The organism is Streptomyces stoeckheimensis (assembly GCF_045822005.1).
Taxonomy (GTDB): Bacteria; Actinomycetota; Actinomycetes; order Streptomycetales; family Streptomycetaceae; genus Streptomyces; species Streptomyces stoeckheimensis.
The window spans coordinates 4848445-4862092 of record NZ_CP169550.1 but is presented as its reverse complement, the minus strand read 5'-3'; the positions used below and the strand labels follow the sequence as shown (position 1 = coordinate 4862092).

Below are 13648 nucleotides of genomic sequence, written 5' to 3'. Positions count from 1 at the left end.
TTTGTACCGGTCCACACTTGCAGGCGGATTGCGCGTGGCGCTACGGTCTCACTGAGTCACCACGGCAGGCCGGATCACCCTCCATACTGCGCCTGACGTCGCCTAACTCTGCCCAACACTGTTCCCGTTGAGCATTGTCCCCCCGGGGCTGCGCTCCCTCCACCGTTCCAACACTGGTCCGGAGGGGCGTAGCCAAGAAGCCGCGGCAGGGAGGTCTCAGTGCAGGTATTACGCCGCCCGACGGCGCCTTGCGGTCCAAGGTTGCACGTTTCGGTCGACTATGAGCACAACGTTTGCTCGGGCGTGGAGATCGAGCGCGTGCGCTGCAACCCCGCCGGCGGTGCGGTTGAGGTGCGGGCGCCCGTACAGGTGGTCGTGAACTCCCGCGCCGCCGTGCGCGCCCTGCGGGTGGACATCCGAGGCGCGCACGTCTTCACCCTGTCGCATCACGAGATTGCCCGCGCCCTTGAGTGGGTCGACGGAAGCGGTTGGCTGCAAGCCGTGGCCGCGCTCGACCGGGGCGAAGAGACCACGTTCACGATGATTTTGCGAGATGGGACCTGCGCGGAATGGCGTGCCCGCCCCGTCCGCTTCCTCTCGCTCACTCCCTCGTCTTCCACCGAGTGCGCGCCTCACCCACAGAATCGGCGACAGGAAGAATTCGCATGATCAGGCCGAATCGTCATGGTGACCCGGTTCCGGGTGTCGTACGCGACCGAGCATTGCCGAGGTCGTATCGGTCGAGCCGTGCGGCGCGTTCCTTCGTACGCGAGACCGCAGCCATATGGGGCGTGCGGCCGGCGCGCGTCGACGACTTGGTGCTGTGCGTGAGCGAGCTGGCGACCAACGCAGTTCTGCACGGCACGCCCTGCGCCGGGCGATTCTTCTTGGTCCGGCTGCTGGCGTTCGATGACACGGTGCGGATCGAAGTACACGACACCGAGCCGACGTGGCGCGGATCGCCGACCGACACCACACCGGCCGACGCGACCGCCGGCCGCGGCCTCCCCATCGTCGCCGCGCTGTCGGACGAGTGGGGCGTGCTGCGAGATCACCCCGGAAAGGCCGTGTGGGCCGAGTTCCGCGACGCTGCTCCGCCCCGAGTCCCCGCAAGCCTCGGGGGCCGTCCGCAGACTAGGCAGTTCAACCACAGCTAGCGCGACAGGACTTGAACGCATGAGCACCACAATCATCACGGAACACCCCGGCTGGCACGAGACCACGGCCGGCGAGCCGGTACGCGTCGTCGAGCACCAGGGCGCCGCATGGCTCGCCCACTGGGAGAGCGAGCGCGAGCACCTGCTGCTGCGCCCCCTCGACGCCGACGCCGCCGAGCAGCCCCCTGTCGCCTACACGTCCGCCGTCGACCTGCCCACGGCCGCCGAGGGGACCCTGCTCCTCGACGAGTTGGTGTCCCTCGGCACGGTGGCACGCCTCACCAACCCTTCACTGTGGGACGCGATCACGACCGCACTCCTCCGGCAGGTAGTCGGCGCACCGCAGGCACGCAAGAAGCACCGCGCCTACTACGCCGCCTACGGGCGCACGTTCGACACCCCCGCCGGCCCGCTCCCTCTCGCCCCCGCCCCCGAGGTCGTGCTCGAACTGAGCGACGAGGGGTTCGCCGCGATCGGCTGCAAGTTCAACGCCAAGGGCCTGCGCGCCGCCGCAACGGCCTATCTCGACCGCGGCGACCACTGGACCACCCTCGACCCCGACAGCCTCATCAAGGAACTCGTCGAGGTCCCGTACATCGGCCCGTGGACCGCAGCAGCCGCCGCGGCCGACTTCACCGGCGACCACGCCATCTACCCGCACGGCGACCTCGCCGTGCGCACATGGGCTGGCCGCGCCGCGCCCGGCCTCGCCCTGCCGAGCGCCGAGCGCGAGTTCGAAGTCATGTGGCGCCGTTGGGCGCCCGCCCGCACCACCCTGCACGCCCTGACCCTGTTCACTCTCACTTGGGGGAGCCATGCCCGTATTACCCGCACAGGAGGAACACCGCACCACCCCTGATCTGATCGCCGGCGCCGACCCGAACCGCGTCCTCGACGCCCTGTTCGTCAACGCCCCGCTACGCGACTACGGCCTGCGCCCCCGGACGAACGACTACACCCTGCCCGTCCTCGGCATGGCCTACATCGCCACCTATGCACAGCAGGCCGGTTTCAACGTCGGCGTACTGGACGCCGAAGCACACGGCCTCGGCGTCGAGGAAACCGCCCGCCTCATCAACCACCACCGGCCCCGATGGGTCGGCATGAACCTGCTCGCCCCCACGTACGAGATGTCGGCCCGGATCGCCGAGCAGGTCGACGACGGAATCGCCCTCATGGTCGGCGGACACCACGCCAAGGCCATGCCCGACCGCATCCTCGCCGACCCCCGTATGCGCAACCTGCGCGCCCTCGTAATCGGCGAGGGCGAGACCCGCGTCGCCGCGCTGCTCGCCGACGAGCGCCGCCGCGCCGAGCTGCCCGGGGTGATGTGGCGCGACCGCATCCTCGGAACGACCGCCGCCGGCATCGCCCGCGGGGGTACCGCAGAGTGGTTGAGCCCGAACATCGACGCTCTGCCGCTCGTGAACCGCGAGTTCCTGCCCCAAGATCCGTACGTCGCGGACGACGGCCGGATCGAGGCGAACATCGTCGGCGCGCGCGGGTGCCCCTACGACTGCTCGTTCTGCGGCGCCGCAGTTTCCGCGAACCCCGACGTCAAGATCCGTACCCGCTCGCCCGAGGGCATCATCACCGAACTCGACCACCTGCACGACCTCTACGGGACCACGGCATACCGGTTCGTCGACGACCTGTTCCTCGGAGCCAAACGGGTGATCGTCCCGCAGATGGAAGCATTCACCCGTCACAAGATCGGCGACCGGTACGTGTGGGACGCCACCGGCCGGATCAACGTCCTCGACCGCCTCGACGACACCATGCTCGACACCCTCAAAACCAACGGTCTCCGCGAGGTCGCCCTCGGCATCGAATCCGGCAGCGACCGCGTGCTCGCCGGCATGGACAAGCGGATTACGGCCGAGATGACAGAGCGAGTCACCGGCCGCCTGCTCGAACGCGGCATCGGCGTGAAGGGGTATTTCATCCTCGGCTACCCCGGGGAAGAACAGACCGACCTCGACGCGACCGTGCGCCATATCCACAACCTGTGGACCATCGCCGACCGGCACGCAAACGCCCGGTTCCGGGCGTCCGTTTTCGAGTTCCGCCCCTACCCCGGCACCCCCGTGTGGAGCACCCTCACCGCGGCCGGACACGACCCCGACAAGCTGCTCGCGTACTCCGACGTCGACCTCACCGCGGACGGCGCCAACGAGTCCATGCGCCAACGCGACGAGTTCAATTTCTCCGTCGGCATCCAGTTCGGAACCGTCCCCCTGCCCAAACTGCGCGCGACCCTCGCCACGCTCACCCGCGAGCAGCACGCCCGAAACCGCATGGGGGTCGCCGCATGACCGCCGGAACGTTCATCACCCTCGATGGCCCCGGCGCCGTCGGCAAATCCACCACCCTCGAAGAACTCGACCGCCTGCTGCGCAACGAGGGCCGCCTCGTCTACCGCACGTGCGAGCCGTCGCAGAGCGCCCTCGGACAGTTCACCCGCGCGAGCGCCGCATTCCTCCGCGGACACGCCCTCGCCTGCCTCGTCGCCGCCAACCGGTACGAACACGTCGAGGTCGAGCTGCGCCCGATGCGCGACGCCGGTTTCACGGTCATATCCGACCGGTACCTCGCCTCGTCGCTCGTGCTGCAACGGCTCGACGGCGTCGCCGAGCGGTACCTGCTCGACCTGAACCGCGAGATCATGCTGCCCGACCTCGCCGTGATCCTCACCGCCGAGCCGGCCGTGATCTCAGCCCGCCTCACCGCCCGCGGCGTACGCCACCGCTTCCACCACGACCCCGACGCCCCGAGCCGCGAACTCGACCTCTACGCCGAGGCAGCACAGACCCTCACGACCATGGGCGTGCCAGTCCTCGTGATCGATTCCACCGGGACCGCCCCAAAGGATGTAGCGCGCCGAATCGCCGACGCGCTGCCCCCGCCCGGCGGTACCGTCGCACCCGTCCCACACGACGACGACCCCACGGTGACCCCATGAGCCCCACACCCGCAGCCCCCGTCATCGACACGCACGTGATCCTGCGCGACGGCGACATGATCCTGCTCTCGCAGCGCGGCGGACCGTACGGCCACGGCCGGTGGCACGCCCCCTCCGGCAAGCTCGACCAGGGCGAGCCGCTCACCGCCGGCGCCGCCCGCGAGCTGCGCGAGGAAACCGGGGTCAAGGTAGACCCAGAGCACCTGCGGCTCGTGCATACGGTGCACCACAAGCAGAGCGAGCAGGTCGAGCGCATCGGCCTGTTCTTCCTGGCGACCGAGTGGGAGGGCAAGCCCGAGAACCGCGAGCCCGAGAAGTGCCTCGCACTGACGTGGTTCCCCGTCGACGCCCTGCCCGAGGACATCATCGAGTACCCCGCCGCGGGCCTGTACGGCTACCTCAAGGGCGCCGAGGCACTGACCCAGCACGGATGGGCGTAGGACCCCAGCAGCCCCACACGCCGCCCGCCAGCAGCCCCCACCGGGGGTACTGGCGGGCGGCGTCATGTTCGGCGCAACCCGCCGATGCGGCGAACGGGCCGCGACCCGATCCGAGGCACCACAGGGGGAACGCGTTGCGTACGGCGTAGTGAATGGCTACCTTCATGACCTTGTACCTGACCCTGGAGCGGGGCTATTCGGCCTCCTTCGTGGGACTTGTGGTGGCTCTCCACGGGCTCGGCGGTGTGGTGTCCTCGCTGGTGGCCGGCGTGCTCACGGACCGGCTGGGCCGGCGGCCCACGCTGATGGCGGCGCAGGCGTCGACCGCGTTCTCGGTGGCGCTGCTCGGGTTCATGGAGCATCCGGCGGCGATCGCGGCGGTGGCGCTGCTGGTCGGCATGACCTCCAACGCCTCGCGGCCGGCGGTGCAGGCGATGATGGCCGACATCGTCCGCCCGGAGGACCGGGTACGGGCCTTCGCGCTGAACTACTGGGCCATCAACCTCGGCTTCGCCATCAGCTCGGTCGTGGCGGGCTTCGTCGCGGAGTACAGCTACCTGGCCGGGTTCCTCGGCGAGGCGGCCCTGACGCTGGTCTGCGCGGTGCTCGTCTACCTCAAGCTGCCGGAGTCCCGGCCGGAGAAGACGGCGGCGGAGAAGGCGGCCGCCGAGCCGGAGGTCGGCCTCGGGACGGTGCTGCGGGACGGGCGGTTCATGGGCGTGGTCGGGCTGTCGTTCCTGATCTCGCTGATCTTCATGCAGGGCTCGTTCGGGCTGCCGCTCGCGATGGGCGCGGCCGGGTTCTCCACGACGGACTACGGGCTGGTCGCCGCCGTGAACGGCGTGCTGATCGTGCTGCTGCAGATCCCGGTCACCCGCTTCATCGAGCACCGCGATCCGCAGAAGCTGCTGGTCATCTCGGCGCTGCTGGCCGGGTACGGGTTCGGGCTGACGGCCTTCGGCGGCTCGGTGTGGAGCCTGGCGCTGACCGTCTGCGTGTGGACGCTCGCCGAGATCGTCAACTCGCCGACCCAGATGGGCCTGGTCGCGCAGCTCTCCCCGCTGCACGGACGCGGCCGCTACCAGGGCATGTACACGATGTCGTGGGCGGTGGCCTCGCTGATCGCGCCGCTGATGGCGGGCTTCGCGATCGAGCACTTCGGCGCGGGCTGGCTGTGGGGCGCGACGGCGGTCCTGGGGACCGTGGCCGCGGCGGGCTACTGGCTGCTGATGAGGGGGCTCCCCCAGGGCGAATCGAGCCCGGTGGAGCCGGTCGCGGAGCCGGTCGCGGAGCCGGTCGTGGAGGAGATCGTGGAAGTCGCCGCTCCGGCGAAGGCGACGGATCCGGTGGCTCCGGCCGCCTGACCCGCCTACTCCGGCCGCGCCGCCGCCCCCGACGGCTGCGTCAGGTTCTTGAAGGCGTCCAGGTTGCGCGTGGACTCGCCCCGCGCGACCCGCCACTCGTACTCCCGCCGGATCGCGCTCGCGAAACCCAGCTCCAGCAGGGTGTTGAAGGCCCCGTCGGCCGCCTCCAGGACCGTGCCGAGCAGCCGGTCGAGGTCGTCGGGGGTGATCACCGACAGGGGGAGGCGGGCCGTCAGGTAGACGTCGCCGAGCGCGTCGACCGCGTAGGCCATGCCGTAGAGCTTGAGGTTGCGCTCCAGCAGCCACCGGTGGACGCCGGCCTCGTTCTCGTCCGGGTGGCGGATCACGAAGGCGTTGACCGACAGGGAGTGCTTTCCGGCCTTGAGCGAGCAGGTGGTGCTCAGCTTGCGGGTACCGGGGAGCTGGACCACGTACGAGCCCGGTGACGGGCTCTCCCAGCTCAGTTCCGCGCCGGTCAGCGTCGCCTCGATGATCCCGCGGATGTCAGCGTCAGCCATGGTGGGAGCGTACGTGACGGCGGTGATCGTGCATCGCCCCCGTGTACACGTCGGCCGTGCCGCTCGCGGCGGTGTCCCAGCCGAAGAACTGCGCGTGCCGCGCGGCCGCCGCGCCCATCCGGTCCGACAGCCCGGGCTCGTCCACGAAGCGCCGTAGCTGACGGGCGTAGTCCACCGGATCGTGGCCGGGTACGAGGATGCCCGTCACCCCGTCGTTGACGGCCACGGGCAGCCCGCCGACGGCCGCGGCCAGCACCGGAGTGCCGGTGGCCTGCGCCTCTATGGCGACCAGCCCGAAGGACTCGTTGTACGAGGGCATGACCAGCACGGACGCCGCCCGGAACCAGTCCGCGAGCGCGTCCTGCGCCACCGGCGGGTGGAAGTGCACGAGGTCGGCGATGCCGAGCTTGGCCGCGAGCTTCTGCAGACCCTCCGGCTTCGCGAGCCCGCTGCCGCTCGGCCCGCCGACGACGGGCACGAACAGCCGGGCGCGCAGCTGCGGTTCGCGGTCCACCAGCTCCGCCACCGCCCGCAGCAGGATGTCGGGGGCCTTGAGCGGCTGGATGCGGCCCGCGAAGAGCGGGATGACGGCGTCCTGCGGCAGCCCGAGGCGGGCGCGGGCGGCGGCGCGGCCGTCGGCGACGGTGAAGCGTTCGAGGTTCACGCCGGGGTGGACGACGGCCACCTTGCCGGGGTCGGCCGCGTAGTGGCGGACGAGCTCGTCGGCTTCCTCGGCGGTGTTCGCGATGAGCCGGTCGGCGGCGTCGACGATCTGCGTCTCGCCGATGACGCGGGCGGCGGGCTCGGGGGTGTCGCCCTCGGCGAGCGCCGCGTTCTTGACCTTGGCCATGGTGTGCATCGCGTGCACGAGCGGGACGCCCCAGCGCTCGGCGGCGAGCCAGCCGACGTGGCCGGAGAGCCAGTAGTGGGAGTGGACCAGGTCGTAGTAGCCGGGGCGGTGGCGGGCCCAGGCCTGCATGACGCCGTGGGTGAAGGCGCACAGCTGGGCCGGCAGCTCCTCCTTGGCGAGGCCCTCGTACGGGCCCGCGTCCACGTGCCGTACGAGGACTCCGGGCGCGAGCTCGACCACGGGCGGCAGGCCGCCGGCGGTGGCCCGGGTGAAGATCTCGACCTCGATGTTGATCGCGGCGAGGCGCCGGGCCAGCTCGACGATGTAGACGTTCATCCCGCCGGCGTCGCCGGTGCCGGGCTGGTGCAGCGGTGAGGTGTGCACGCTGAGCATGGCGACCCGGCGCGGCTTGCGGTGACCGCCGACGGCCGCGGGCAGGCGCAGGCGGGGCGGCTCGTGCCGGGTGCCGGAGCGGGCCGCGGCGAACCGGCCGCCGATGCTGCCGCCGATGCGGGACACGTACTGGCTCAAGGGAGCAGTTCCTCTCGCTCGGACGGCATGACACGGAGAGCGCTGCCGCGCTCTTCTAGGAGTGCAACCCGGACGGCCGTCCCGCGCATTCCGGGGCGGGCGGTTTTCCTGCCCCCGTGCCGGATTTTTATCGCGCGGGAGTGCTCCGCTTACTCTCTGCACATGGCCTCCCGCTCCACCCCTCCCCCTCGTCGCCCCGTCGGCACGGTGACCCGCGGGACGACGAACCCGAACCGCCTGCGCCGCATGGACCGCTGGATCGCGGCGACGCACGGGGCGGCGCTGCGGCGCGCGGACGAGCCGGTCGCGGTGGACCTCGGCTACGGGGCCGCGCCCTGGACCGCGGTGGAGCTGCTGGCACGGCTGCGGGAGGCGGCCCCGCGGGTGCGGGTGGTCGGCATCGAGATCGAACCGGCCCGGGTGGCGGGCGCCAAACCGTACGAGCGGGAGGGCCTGAGCTTCAGGCACGGCGGCTTCGAGGTGCCGCTGGACGGCGGGGTGCGGCCGGCGCTGATCCGGGCGGCGAACGTGCTGCGCCAGTACGACGAGGAGCAGGTCGAGGCGGTGTGGGAACGACTGTGTTCCCGGCTGGCTCCCGACGGGCTGCTGGTGGAGGGGACCTGCGACGAGATCGGGCGGCGGCACGTGTGGGTCGCGCTCGGGCCCGAAGGGGCGCGCACGGTGACCTTCGCGACCCGGCTGGGCTCCCTGGAGCGCCCCTCCGACCTGGCGGAGCGGCTGCCGAAGGCGCTGATCCACCGCAACGTGCCGGGCGAGCCGGTGCACGCGTTCCTGCGCGACTTCGACCGGGCGTGGGCGGCGGCGGCTCCGTACGCCTCCTACGGTGCACGGCAGCGCTGGATCCGGACGGCGCGGGCGCTGTCGGGCGACTGGCCGCTGGCGGACGGGCCGGTGCGGTGGCGTCAGGGGGAACTCACGGTGCGATGGGAAGCGTTGAGGCCTTCGGGGTGACGGTGGCCGCCGTGGCCAGGGGGCTGCCGGGGCCAGGGGGGCCGCGGGGGCGATCGGGACGCATCGGATGGATATCCACAAGGGTGTTGGAATTCACCGACTCGTGGCACCATCCCGAAGGCAATCACAAGTTACTGACGATTAATCAATCCGGTGTCTGGGGGGACCATGAGGAAACGACGACGGGGTTCGATCGCCCTCACTCTGCTCTGCGCGATGGCGCTGCTGTCCGCGCCCGGCGCACTGGCCGGCACCGCGTTCGCGGCGCCGGAGCCCCAGCAGGGCAAGTCCCTGGAGCAGGTCCGCAAGGAAATAGAGGGCCTCTACCGCGAAGCCGGCACGGCCACGGACGCCTTCAACCTCGCCGAGAGCGAGACCAAGACGCAGTCCGACAAGATCGTGGAGATCGCCAACCTGGTCCTCGCGGGCCAGGACCGCATCACCGCCCTGAAGGGCCGCGCGGGCGCCGCCGCCCGCGCCCAGTACCGCTCGGGCGGGCTGCCGCCCGGCGCGCAACTGGCCCTGAGCAACGACCCGACGCAGTTCCTGGACGGCAACGACCGGCTGCGCCAGGGCGAGAAGGCCACCTCGGACCTACTCTCCGAACTGAACCGCACCCAGACCGACTTGCAGCAGTACGCGCGGGACGCGAGCGCGCACTGGGAGACCCTGGAGGCAAACCGGGTCAAGCAGGAGGCCGCGAAGAAGCAGGTCGAGGACAAGATCAAGGCCGCGGAGGAGCTCGAGAGCAAGCTGGAGGCCGAGCAGAAGGCCCGGCTGCTGGAGCTCGAGGCGGAAGCGCAGCGCAAGGCGCAGAACGACTGGCTGTCCACTGGCGGGATGACCGGCTCCACGGGCGCCGCGGCCACCGACGCGGGCAAGCGGGCCGTGCAGTTCGCGACCGCCCAGATGGGCAAGCCGTACGTGTGGGGCGCGGAGGGACCCGGTTCGTTCGACTGCTCCGGGCTGACCTCCCAGGCCTGGCTCGCGGCGGGCAAGCGGATCCCGCGCACCTCGCAGGAGCAGCTGCGGCTGCCGAAGGTCGCGGTCAAGGACATGCGGCCGGGCGACCTGATCATCTACTTCGACGACGCGAGCCACGTCGGGATGTACGTCGGGGACGGCGCGATGATCCACGCTCCCCGCCCCGGCCGCAACGTCACCATGGCGGGCGCGGGCTCCATGCCGATCAAGGCCGTGGTCCGGCCGGACGCGTAGCGGCCGGATGCGTAGCGGCGGCTCGCTCACCGTGACCACCCGTCCTCCGGGACGGCCCGCCCTCGACGGCGGTACGTCTCGGTGGGCGGGACGCCGTACCCCTGCGCCGTGACGTTGGTCATTCGTCGACGCGGACTTTCCCACCCGATAACGGCATATGCCGGAGCCCCGCGCCGGACCCGCCATTCCGCTTCCCTCGTCCCGCGGCTAGGGTCGCCGGACGAGCGAACCCCCGAGGGGGCGGGAAGGAACCGGAGACGATGCCCGTACCCGTACCGCGGCAGAGGGACATCCCGGGCACCGAGAGCGGCCCGGGCGCCACGTCGTCGCTCACCCTGCTGGTGATCGAGGACGACCCCGCCGGCGGCCTCACCGTCCCCGAGATCCTCGACGCCGACGGCCACCGCATCCGGCTGCGCAGCGCCCGCAACCTCACGGAGGCGGCCCGGCTGCTCACCCCGGACGTGAACTGCGTCCTGCTCGACCTCGCACTCCCGCACGGCTCCGGTGCCGGCTCCGGCTCCGGCTCCGGCTCCGGCTCCGGCTCCGGGGATGCCGCCGCCGATCCGTTCGGCGCGCTGCGCCAGGTGCTCCGCATCGCCCCGCGGCACGCCGTGCTCGTGCTCACCGCCGAGGACGACGCGGAGCGCGCCGCGGAGGCCGTACGCGTGGGGGCCCAGGACTTCCTGTTCCGCGACGAGCTCGACGGGCGGCTGCTGAGCCGCGCCATCCGCTACGCGGTGGAGAGAAAACGGGCGGACATCGCCCAGTACAAGCTTGCAGAATCGAAACTGCGGGCCCAGGAGAACGCCCGACTGGAACGCGGACTGCTCCCGCACCCGCTCCTGGAGGGTTCCGACCTCCGCTTCGCCGCCCGCTACCGCCCCGGCCGCAGCCGCGCGCTCCTCGGCGGGGACTTCTACGACACCGTCCGCACCCCCGACGGCACCGTCCACGCGATGATCGGCGACGTCTGCGGCCACGGCCCCGACGAGGCCGCCCTCGGCGTCGAGCTGCGCATCGCCTGGCGGGCGCTGACCCTGGCCGGCCTGTGCGGCGACGACCTGCTCGCCACCCTCCAGGAGGTCCTCGAAGTCGAGCGCCCCTGCGAGGAGATCTTCGCGACGCTGTGCACGGTGGACATCGCCCCGGACGGCCGGCGCGCGGGCCTGTGCCTGGCGGGCCATCCGGCACCGCTGATCTCCAGGCCGGGCCGCCCCGCGCGGCTGCTCCCGTACGAGAACAGCGGCCCGGCGCTCGGCCTGCTGCCCCGGGCCCGCTGGCCGCGCCGCCAGGTGGAGCTGGGCGGCACGTGGAGCCTGATGCTCTACACCGACGGCCTGATCGAGGGCAAGATCGGGCAGGGCAAGGAGCGGCTGGGGCAGGACGGCATGGTCGAGATGATCAACCGCCACCTGGCCGACGGGCTGAGCGGCGAAGGCCTGCTCGAAGCCTCCGTGACCGAAGCCCGCCGCCTCAACGGCGGGGAGCTGACGGACGACGTCGCCGTCGTCCTGCTCTCCCGCGCCGAAGGCTGACGGGGCCGGCCCCGGCCCGACTACGGACCGCCTGCGACGGCCTGCGCCCTACCGTCCGCCGTTGTAGGGCCCGTACGGCCCGTCGCTGCTGCTGCCGCCACCGCGCCGGCCACCGCCGCCGCCCGAGACCTGCTTGAGCGCGGGGCGCACGTCGACGAAGAACACGATGCTCGCGACCAGCCCGGCGATCTGCAGGAAGAGCATCCCGAGGAAGAAGTCCACGACCACGGTGATGCCGAGGATGACCAGCCAGAAGGTCTTGGTCTGCTTGCCCGCCGCCCGGTACGCGTCCTCGCGCGCGGTCACCGCCAGCACGAAGGCCACCACGGCGAGCGCGAGCATGGCGTACCCGAGCAACGGGAGCACTCCCTGGTCGAACCCGTTCATCAACATCGCCTGACCGCCTTTTCACGCCTCGCTCGCCGGATGCCGCCTGCCTCCACGCTACCGGCAGAGCCCCTTTCCCAAACCACAACGGACCGGACGCCCCGCGGGTGCCCGGTCCGTCACGCGGAAATCAGCTCTCGTCGGCCGGCTCGGCGGCGGCCTTCTTGGCCGCGGCCTTGCGTGCGGGAGCCTTCTTCGGCGCGGGCTCGGCGGCGGGCTCCGCCACCGGCTCGGCAGCCTCCGGCTCCACGACCACGGCGATGTCGACGATCTCCTCGGAGACCTCGCCGCGCCACGCCCGTACGGTCTGCTCACCGTGCTCGGCGACCTTGTCGTAGGCCTCCTTGGCCTTGACCGCGTACTCGGCGGCCACGCCGACCCCGCGCAGCGCCAGGTCCTGGGCGGTCTCGCCGATCTTCTTCGCGTCGATCGCGCCGAGCACCTCGGCGACCGTGGCGGTGACCGCCTCCTGCGCCTCCTTGGCCTTCCCCTTGGCCTTCTCCTGCACGGCCTTCGGGTCGGTGTTCTTCACGGCCTCGATGCGCGCGGGGGCCTCGGCGCGCAGCTGCTCGATCAGCCCGGGCACCTTCTTGGCCTGCTGCACGGCGAGGTCGGCGGTGCCGGCGGCGAAGTAGAGGGGGGTCGGGTCGGTGAGGGTCTTCTTCAGGTCATCGGCGATGGCCATGTGGTGGTCCTCCCGGATCACAGTCTCAGTTCGTGCTCAGTGCGTACTCGTCCCGGCATCGCCACCACCGCCGTCGGCGGCTTCCGCTCCCGCCTCGGCCTCGGCCGTGGCCTCCGCCTTGGCCTCTGCCTCGGCGGCGTTCTCCTTGCGGAAGGAGGCGTAGATCTGGAGCAGCACCTGCTTCTGCTGCTCGCTGATGGTCGGATCGGCGAGGATCACGGCCCTCGTCTCCACGGCGTCCCGGTCCCGCTCGTCCAGGATTCCGGCCTGCACGTACAGCGTCTCGGCGGAGATCCGCAGCGCCTTGGCGAGCTGCTGCAGGATGTCCGCGCTCGGCTTGCGCAGCCCGCGTTCGATCTGACTGAGGTACGGATTCGACACCCCCGCCGCATCGGCCAGCTGCCGCAGCGAAAGCTGCGCCTGCCGCCGTTGCTCGCGCAGGTACTCGCCGAGATTCCCGACGTTGAGCGATGCCATGCCCCGATCCTGCCGCACCTTGCTAACTATTGCAAGCAGCTTGCTTGCAATAACTCCCGACCTCAGTCTCCGACGTGGAGCCCGGGCCGCGCCCAGAGGGTGAGGTCGCTGCTGGTGGCGACCGCCAGGGTCAGGCCGGAGGGGGAGAAGCCGGCGGCGCGGAATTGCGAGTACCGGGAGTGGAAGACGTGCCGCCGAAGAGCCCGGCGATGTGGACCCGGGCGCCCGCGATCGGGCCGAACCCGGGGCAGGTGAGGTCCGGCGACGCATCGGGGGTGCCGGTATCGGGGTCGGGATCCCGGTCGCGGGCGATCTTCTCGCCGGTGACCGCGTCGAACAGTCCGTGGCCGTCGTTCGACACGACCATGACGAGATCGTGCCCGCTGTCGGGATGGACGGCGAAGCCGATGCCGAGCAGACCTCCGATGGGAATCCGGCGGTCCAGCACCGGCTGCCACGGCTCCGGGGCCCGCATGACGGGGGCGGCGAGATAGCGCTCGCGCAGCTTCTGCTGGTACTCCGTGATCGACATGACCCCTCGGCGTGAAG

Annotated in this window: 15 protein-coding genes and 1 pseudogene; 10 read left to right on the top strand and 6 right to left on the bottom strand. The window is 71.3% G+C overall.

The annotated features are described in order from the left end of the window. Window positions 1-303: 303 nt before the first annotated feature. The 7 genes from ACE1OC_RS22130 (at window position 304) to ACE1OC_RS22100 (ending at window position 5923) form a co-directional block, all read left to right on the top strand. A complete protein-coding gene (locus ACE1OC_RS22130; RefSeq protein ID WP_407838442.1) occupies window positions 304-669 on the top strand; it encodes a hypothetical protein in 366 nt (121 codons plus the stop codon). Continuing rightward, window positions 570-1157 (top strand): ATP-binding protein, encoded by a 588-nt coding sequence (locus tag ACE1OC_RS22125; RefSeq protein WP_407838441.1) that lies wholly within the window; start codon window positions 570-572, stop codon window positions 1155-1157. The genes ACE1OC_RS22130 and ACE1OC_RS22125 overlap by 100 nt, the downstream gene beginning before the upstream one ends. Window positions 1158-1176: 19 nt before the next feature. After that, window positions 1177-2016 carry a hypothetical protein gene (locus tag ACE1OC_RS22120; RefSeq protein ID WP_407838440.1) on the top strand — a complete coding sequence of 280 codons (840 nt, stop codon included), beginning with the start codon at window positions 1177-1179 and terminating at the stop codon, window positions 2014-2016. After that, complete coding sequence (locus tag ACE1OC_RS22115; RefSeq protein ID WP_407838438.1) at window positions 1973-3472, top strand: B12-binding domain-containing radical SAM protein; 1500 nt, start codon at window positions 1973-1975, stop codon at window positions 3470-3472. The genes ACE1OC_RS22120 and ACE1OC_RS22115 overlap by 44 nt, the downstream gene beginning before the upstream one ends. Then, window positions 3469-4119, top strand: a complete 651-nt coding sequence (locus ACE1OC_RS22110) for a dTMP kinase (RefSeq protein ID WP_407838437.1) — start codon at window positions 3469-3471, stop codon at window positions 4117-4119. Before ACE1OC_RS22115 ends, ACE1OC_RS22110 begins: the two co-directional genes overlap by 4 nt. Beyond that, window positions 4116-4559 (top strand): NUDIX hydrolase, encoded by a 444-nt coding sequence (locus ACE1OC_RS22105; protein WP_407838436.1) that lies wholly within the window; start codon window positions 4116-4118, stop codon window positions 4557-4559. The genes ACE1OC_RS22110 and ACE1OC_RS22105 overlap by 4 nt, the downstream gene beginning before the upstream one ends. Before the next feature lie 152 nt (window positions 4560-4711). Continuing rightward, on the top strand, window positions 4712-5923 hold the full coding sequence (locus ACE1OC_RS22100) for an MDR family MFS transporter (protein WP_407838434.1): 1212 nt from the start codon (window positions 4712-4714) through the stop codon (window positions 5921-5923). Between the two features lie 5 nt (window positions 5924-5928). On the opposite strand, the gene ACE1OC_RS22095 is transcribed toward ACE1OC_RS22100, so the two are convergent. Both ACE1OC_RS22095 and mshA read right to left on the bottom strand, forming a co-directional pair. Then, entirely contained in the window at window positions 5929-6441 is a 513-nt protein-coding gene (locus ACE1OC_RS22095) for a YbjN domain-containing protein (protein ID WP_407838433.1), read from the bottom strand. Next, entirely contained in the window at window positions 6434-7822 is a 1389-nt protein-coding gene (gene mshA / locus ACE1OC_RS22090; RefSeq protein ID WP_407838432.1) for a D-inositol-3-phosphate glycosyltransferase, read from the bottom strand. The genes ACE1OC_RS22095 and mshA overlap by 8 nt, the downstream gene beginning before the upstream one ends. Before the next feature lie 162 nt (window positions 7823-7984). Here mshA and ACE1OC_RS22085 point away from each other — a divergent pair, with 162 nt between their 5' ends. From ACE1OC_RS22085 to ACE1OC_RS22075, 3 genes are all read left to right on the top strand, one after another. Beyond that, window positions 7985-8794, top strand: a complete 810-nt coding sequence (locus ACE1OC_RS22085) for a class I SAM-dependent methyltransferase (RefSeq protein WP_407838431.1) — start codon at window positions 7985-7987, stop codon at window positions 8792-8794. A 168-nt stretch (window positions 8795-8962) separates the two neighbouring features. Then, entirely contained in the window at window positions 8963-10012 is a 1050-nt protein-coding gene (locus ACE1OC_RS22080) for a C40 family peptidase (protein ID WP_407838430.1), read from the top strand. 260 nt (window positions 10013-10272) lie between these two features. After that, window positions 10273-11550: a PP2C family protein-serine/threonine phosphatase gene (locus tag ACE1OC_RS22075; RefSeq protein WP_407838429.1), complete on the top strand. Its 1278-nt coding sequence runs from the start codon at window positions 10273-10275 to the stop codon at window positions 11548-11550. Between the two features lie 48 nt (window positions 11551-11598). Here ACE1OC_RS22075 and ACE1OC_RS22070 read toward each other — a convergent pair whose 3' ends face one another. From ACE1OC_RS22070 to ACE1OC_RS22055, 4 genes and pseudogenes are all read right to left on the bottom strand, one after another. Beyond that, window positions 11599-11943 carry a DUF2516 family protein gene (locus ACE1OC_RS22070; protein WP_407838428.1) on the bottom strand — a complete coding sequence of 115 codons (345 nt, stop codon included), beginning with the start codon at window positions 11941-11943 and terminating at the stop codon, window positions 11599-11601. 124 nt (window positions 11944-12067) lie between these two features. Continuing rightward, window positions 12068-12622, bottom strand: a complete 555-nt coding sequence (locus ACE1OC_RS22065; RefSeq protein ID WP_274548329.1) for a hypothetical protein — start codon at window positions 12620-12622, stop codon at window positions 12068-12070. Window positions 12623-12658: 36 nt separating this feature from the next. Then, complete coding sequence (locus tag ACE1OC_RS22060; protein ID WP_407838427.1) at window positions 12659-13099, bottom strand: helix-turn-helix domain-containing protein; 441 nt, start codon at window positions 13097-13099, stop codon at window positions 12659-12661. 62 nt (window positions 13100-13161) lie between these two features. Next, window positions 13162-13631: pseudogene (locus ACE1OC_RS22055) on the bottom strand (hypothetical protein). Window positions 13632-13648 lie beyond the last annotated feature (17 nt).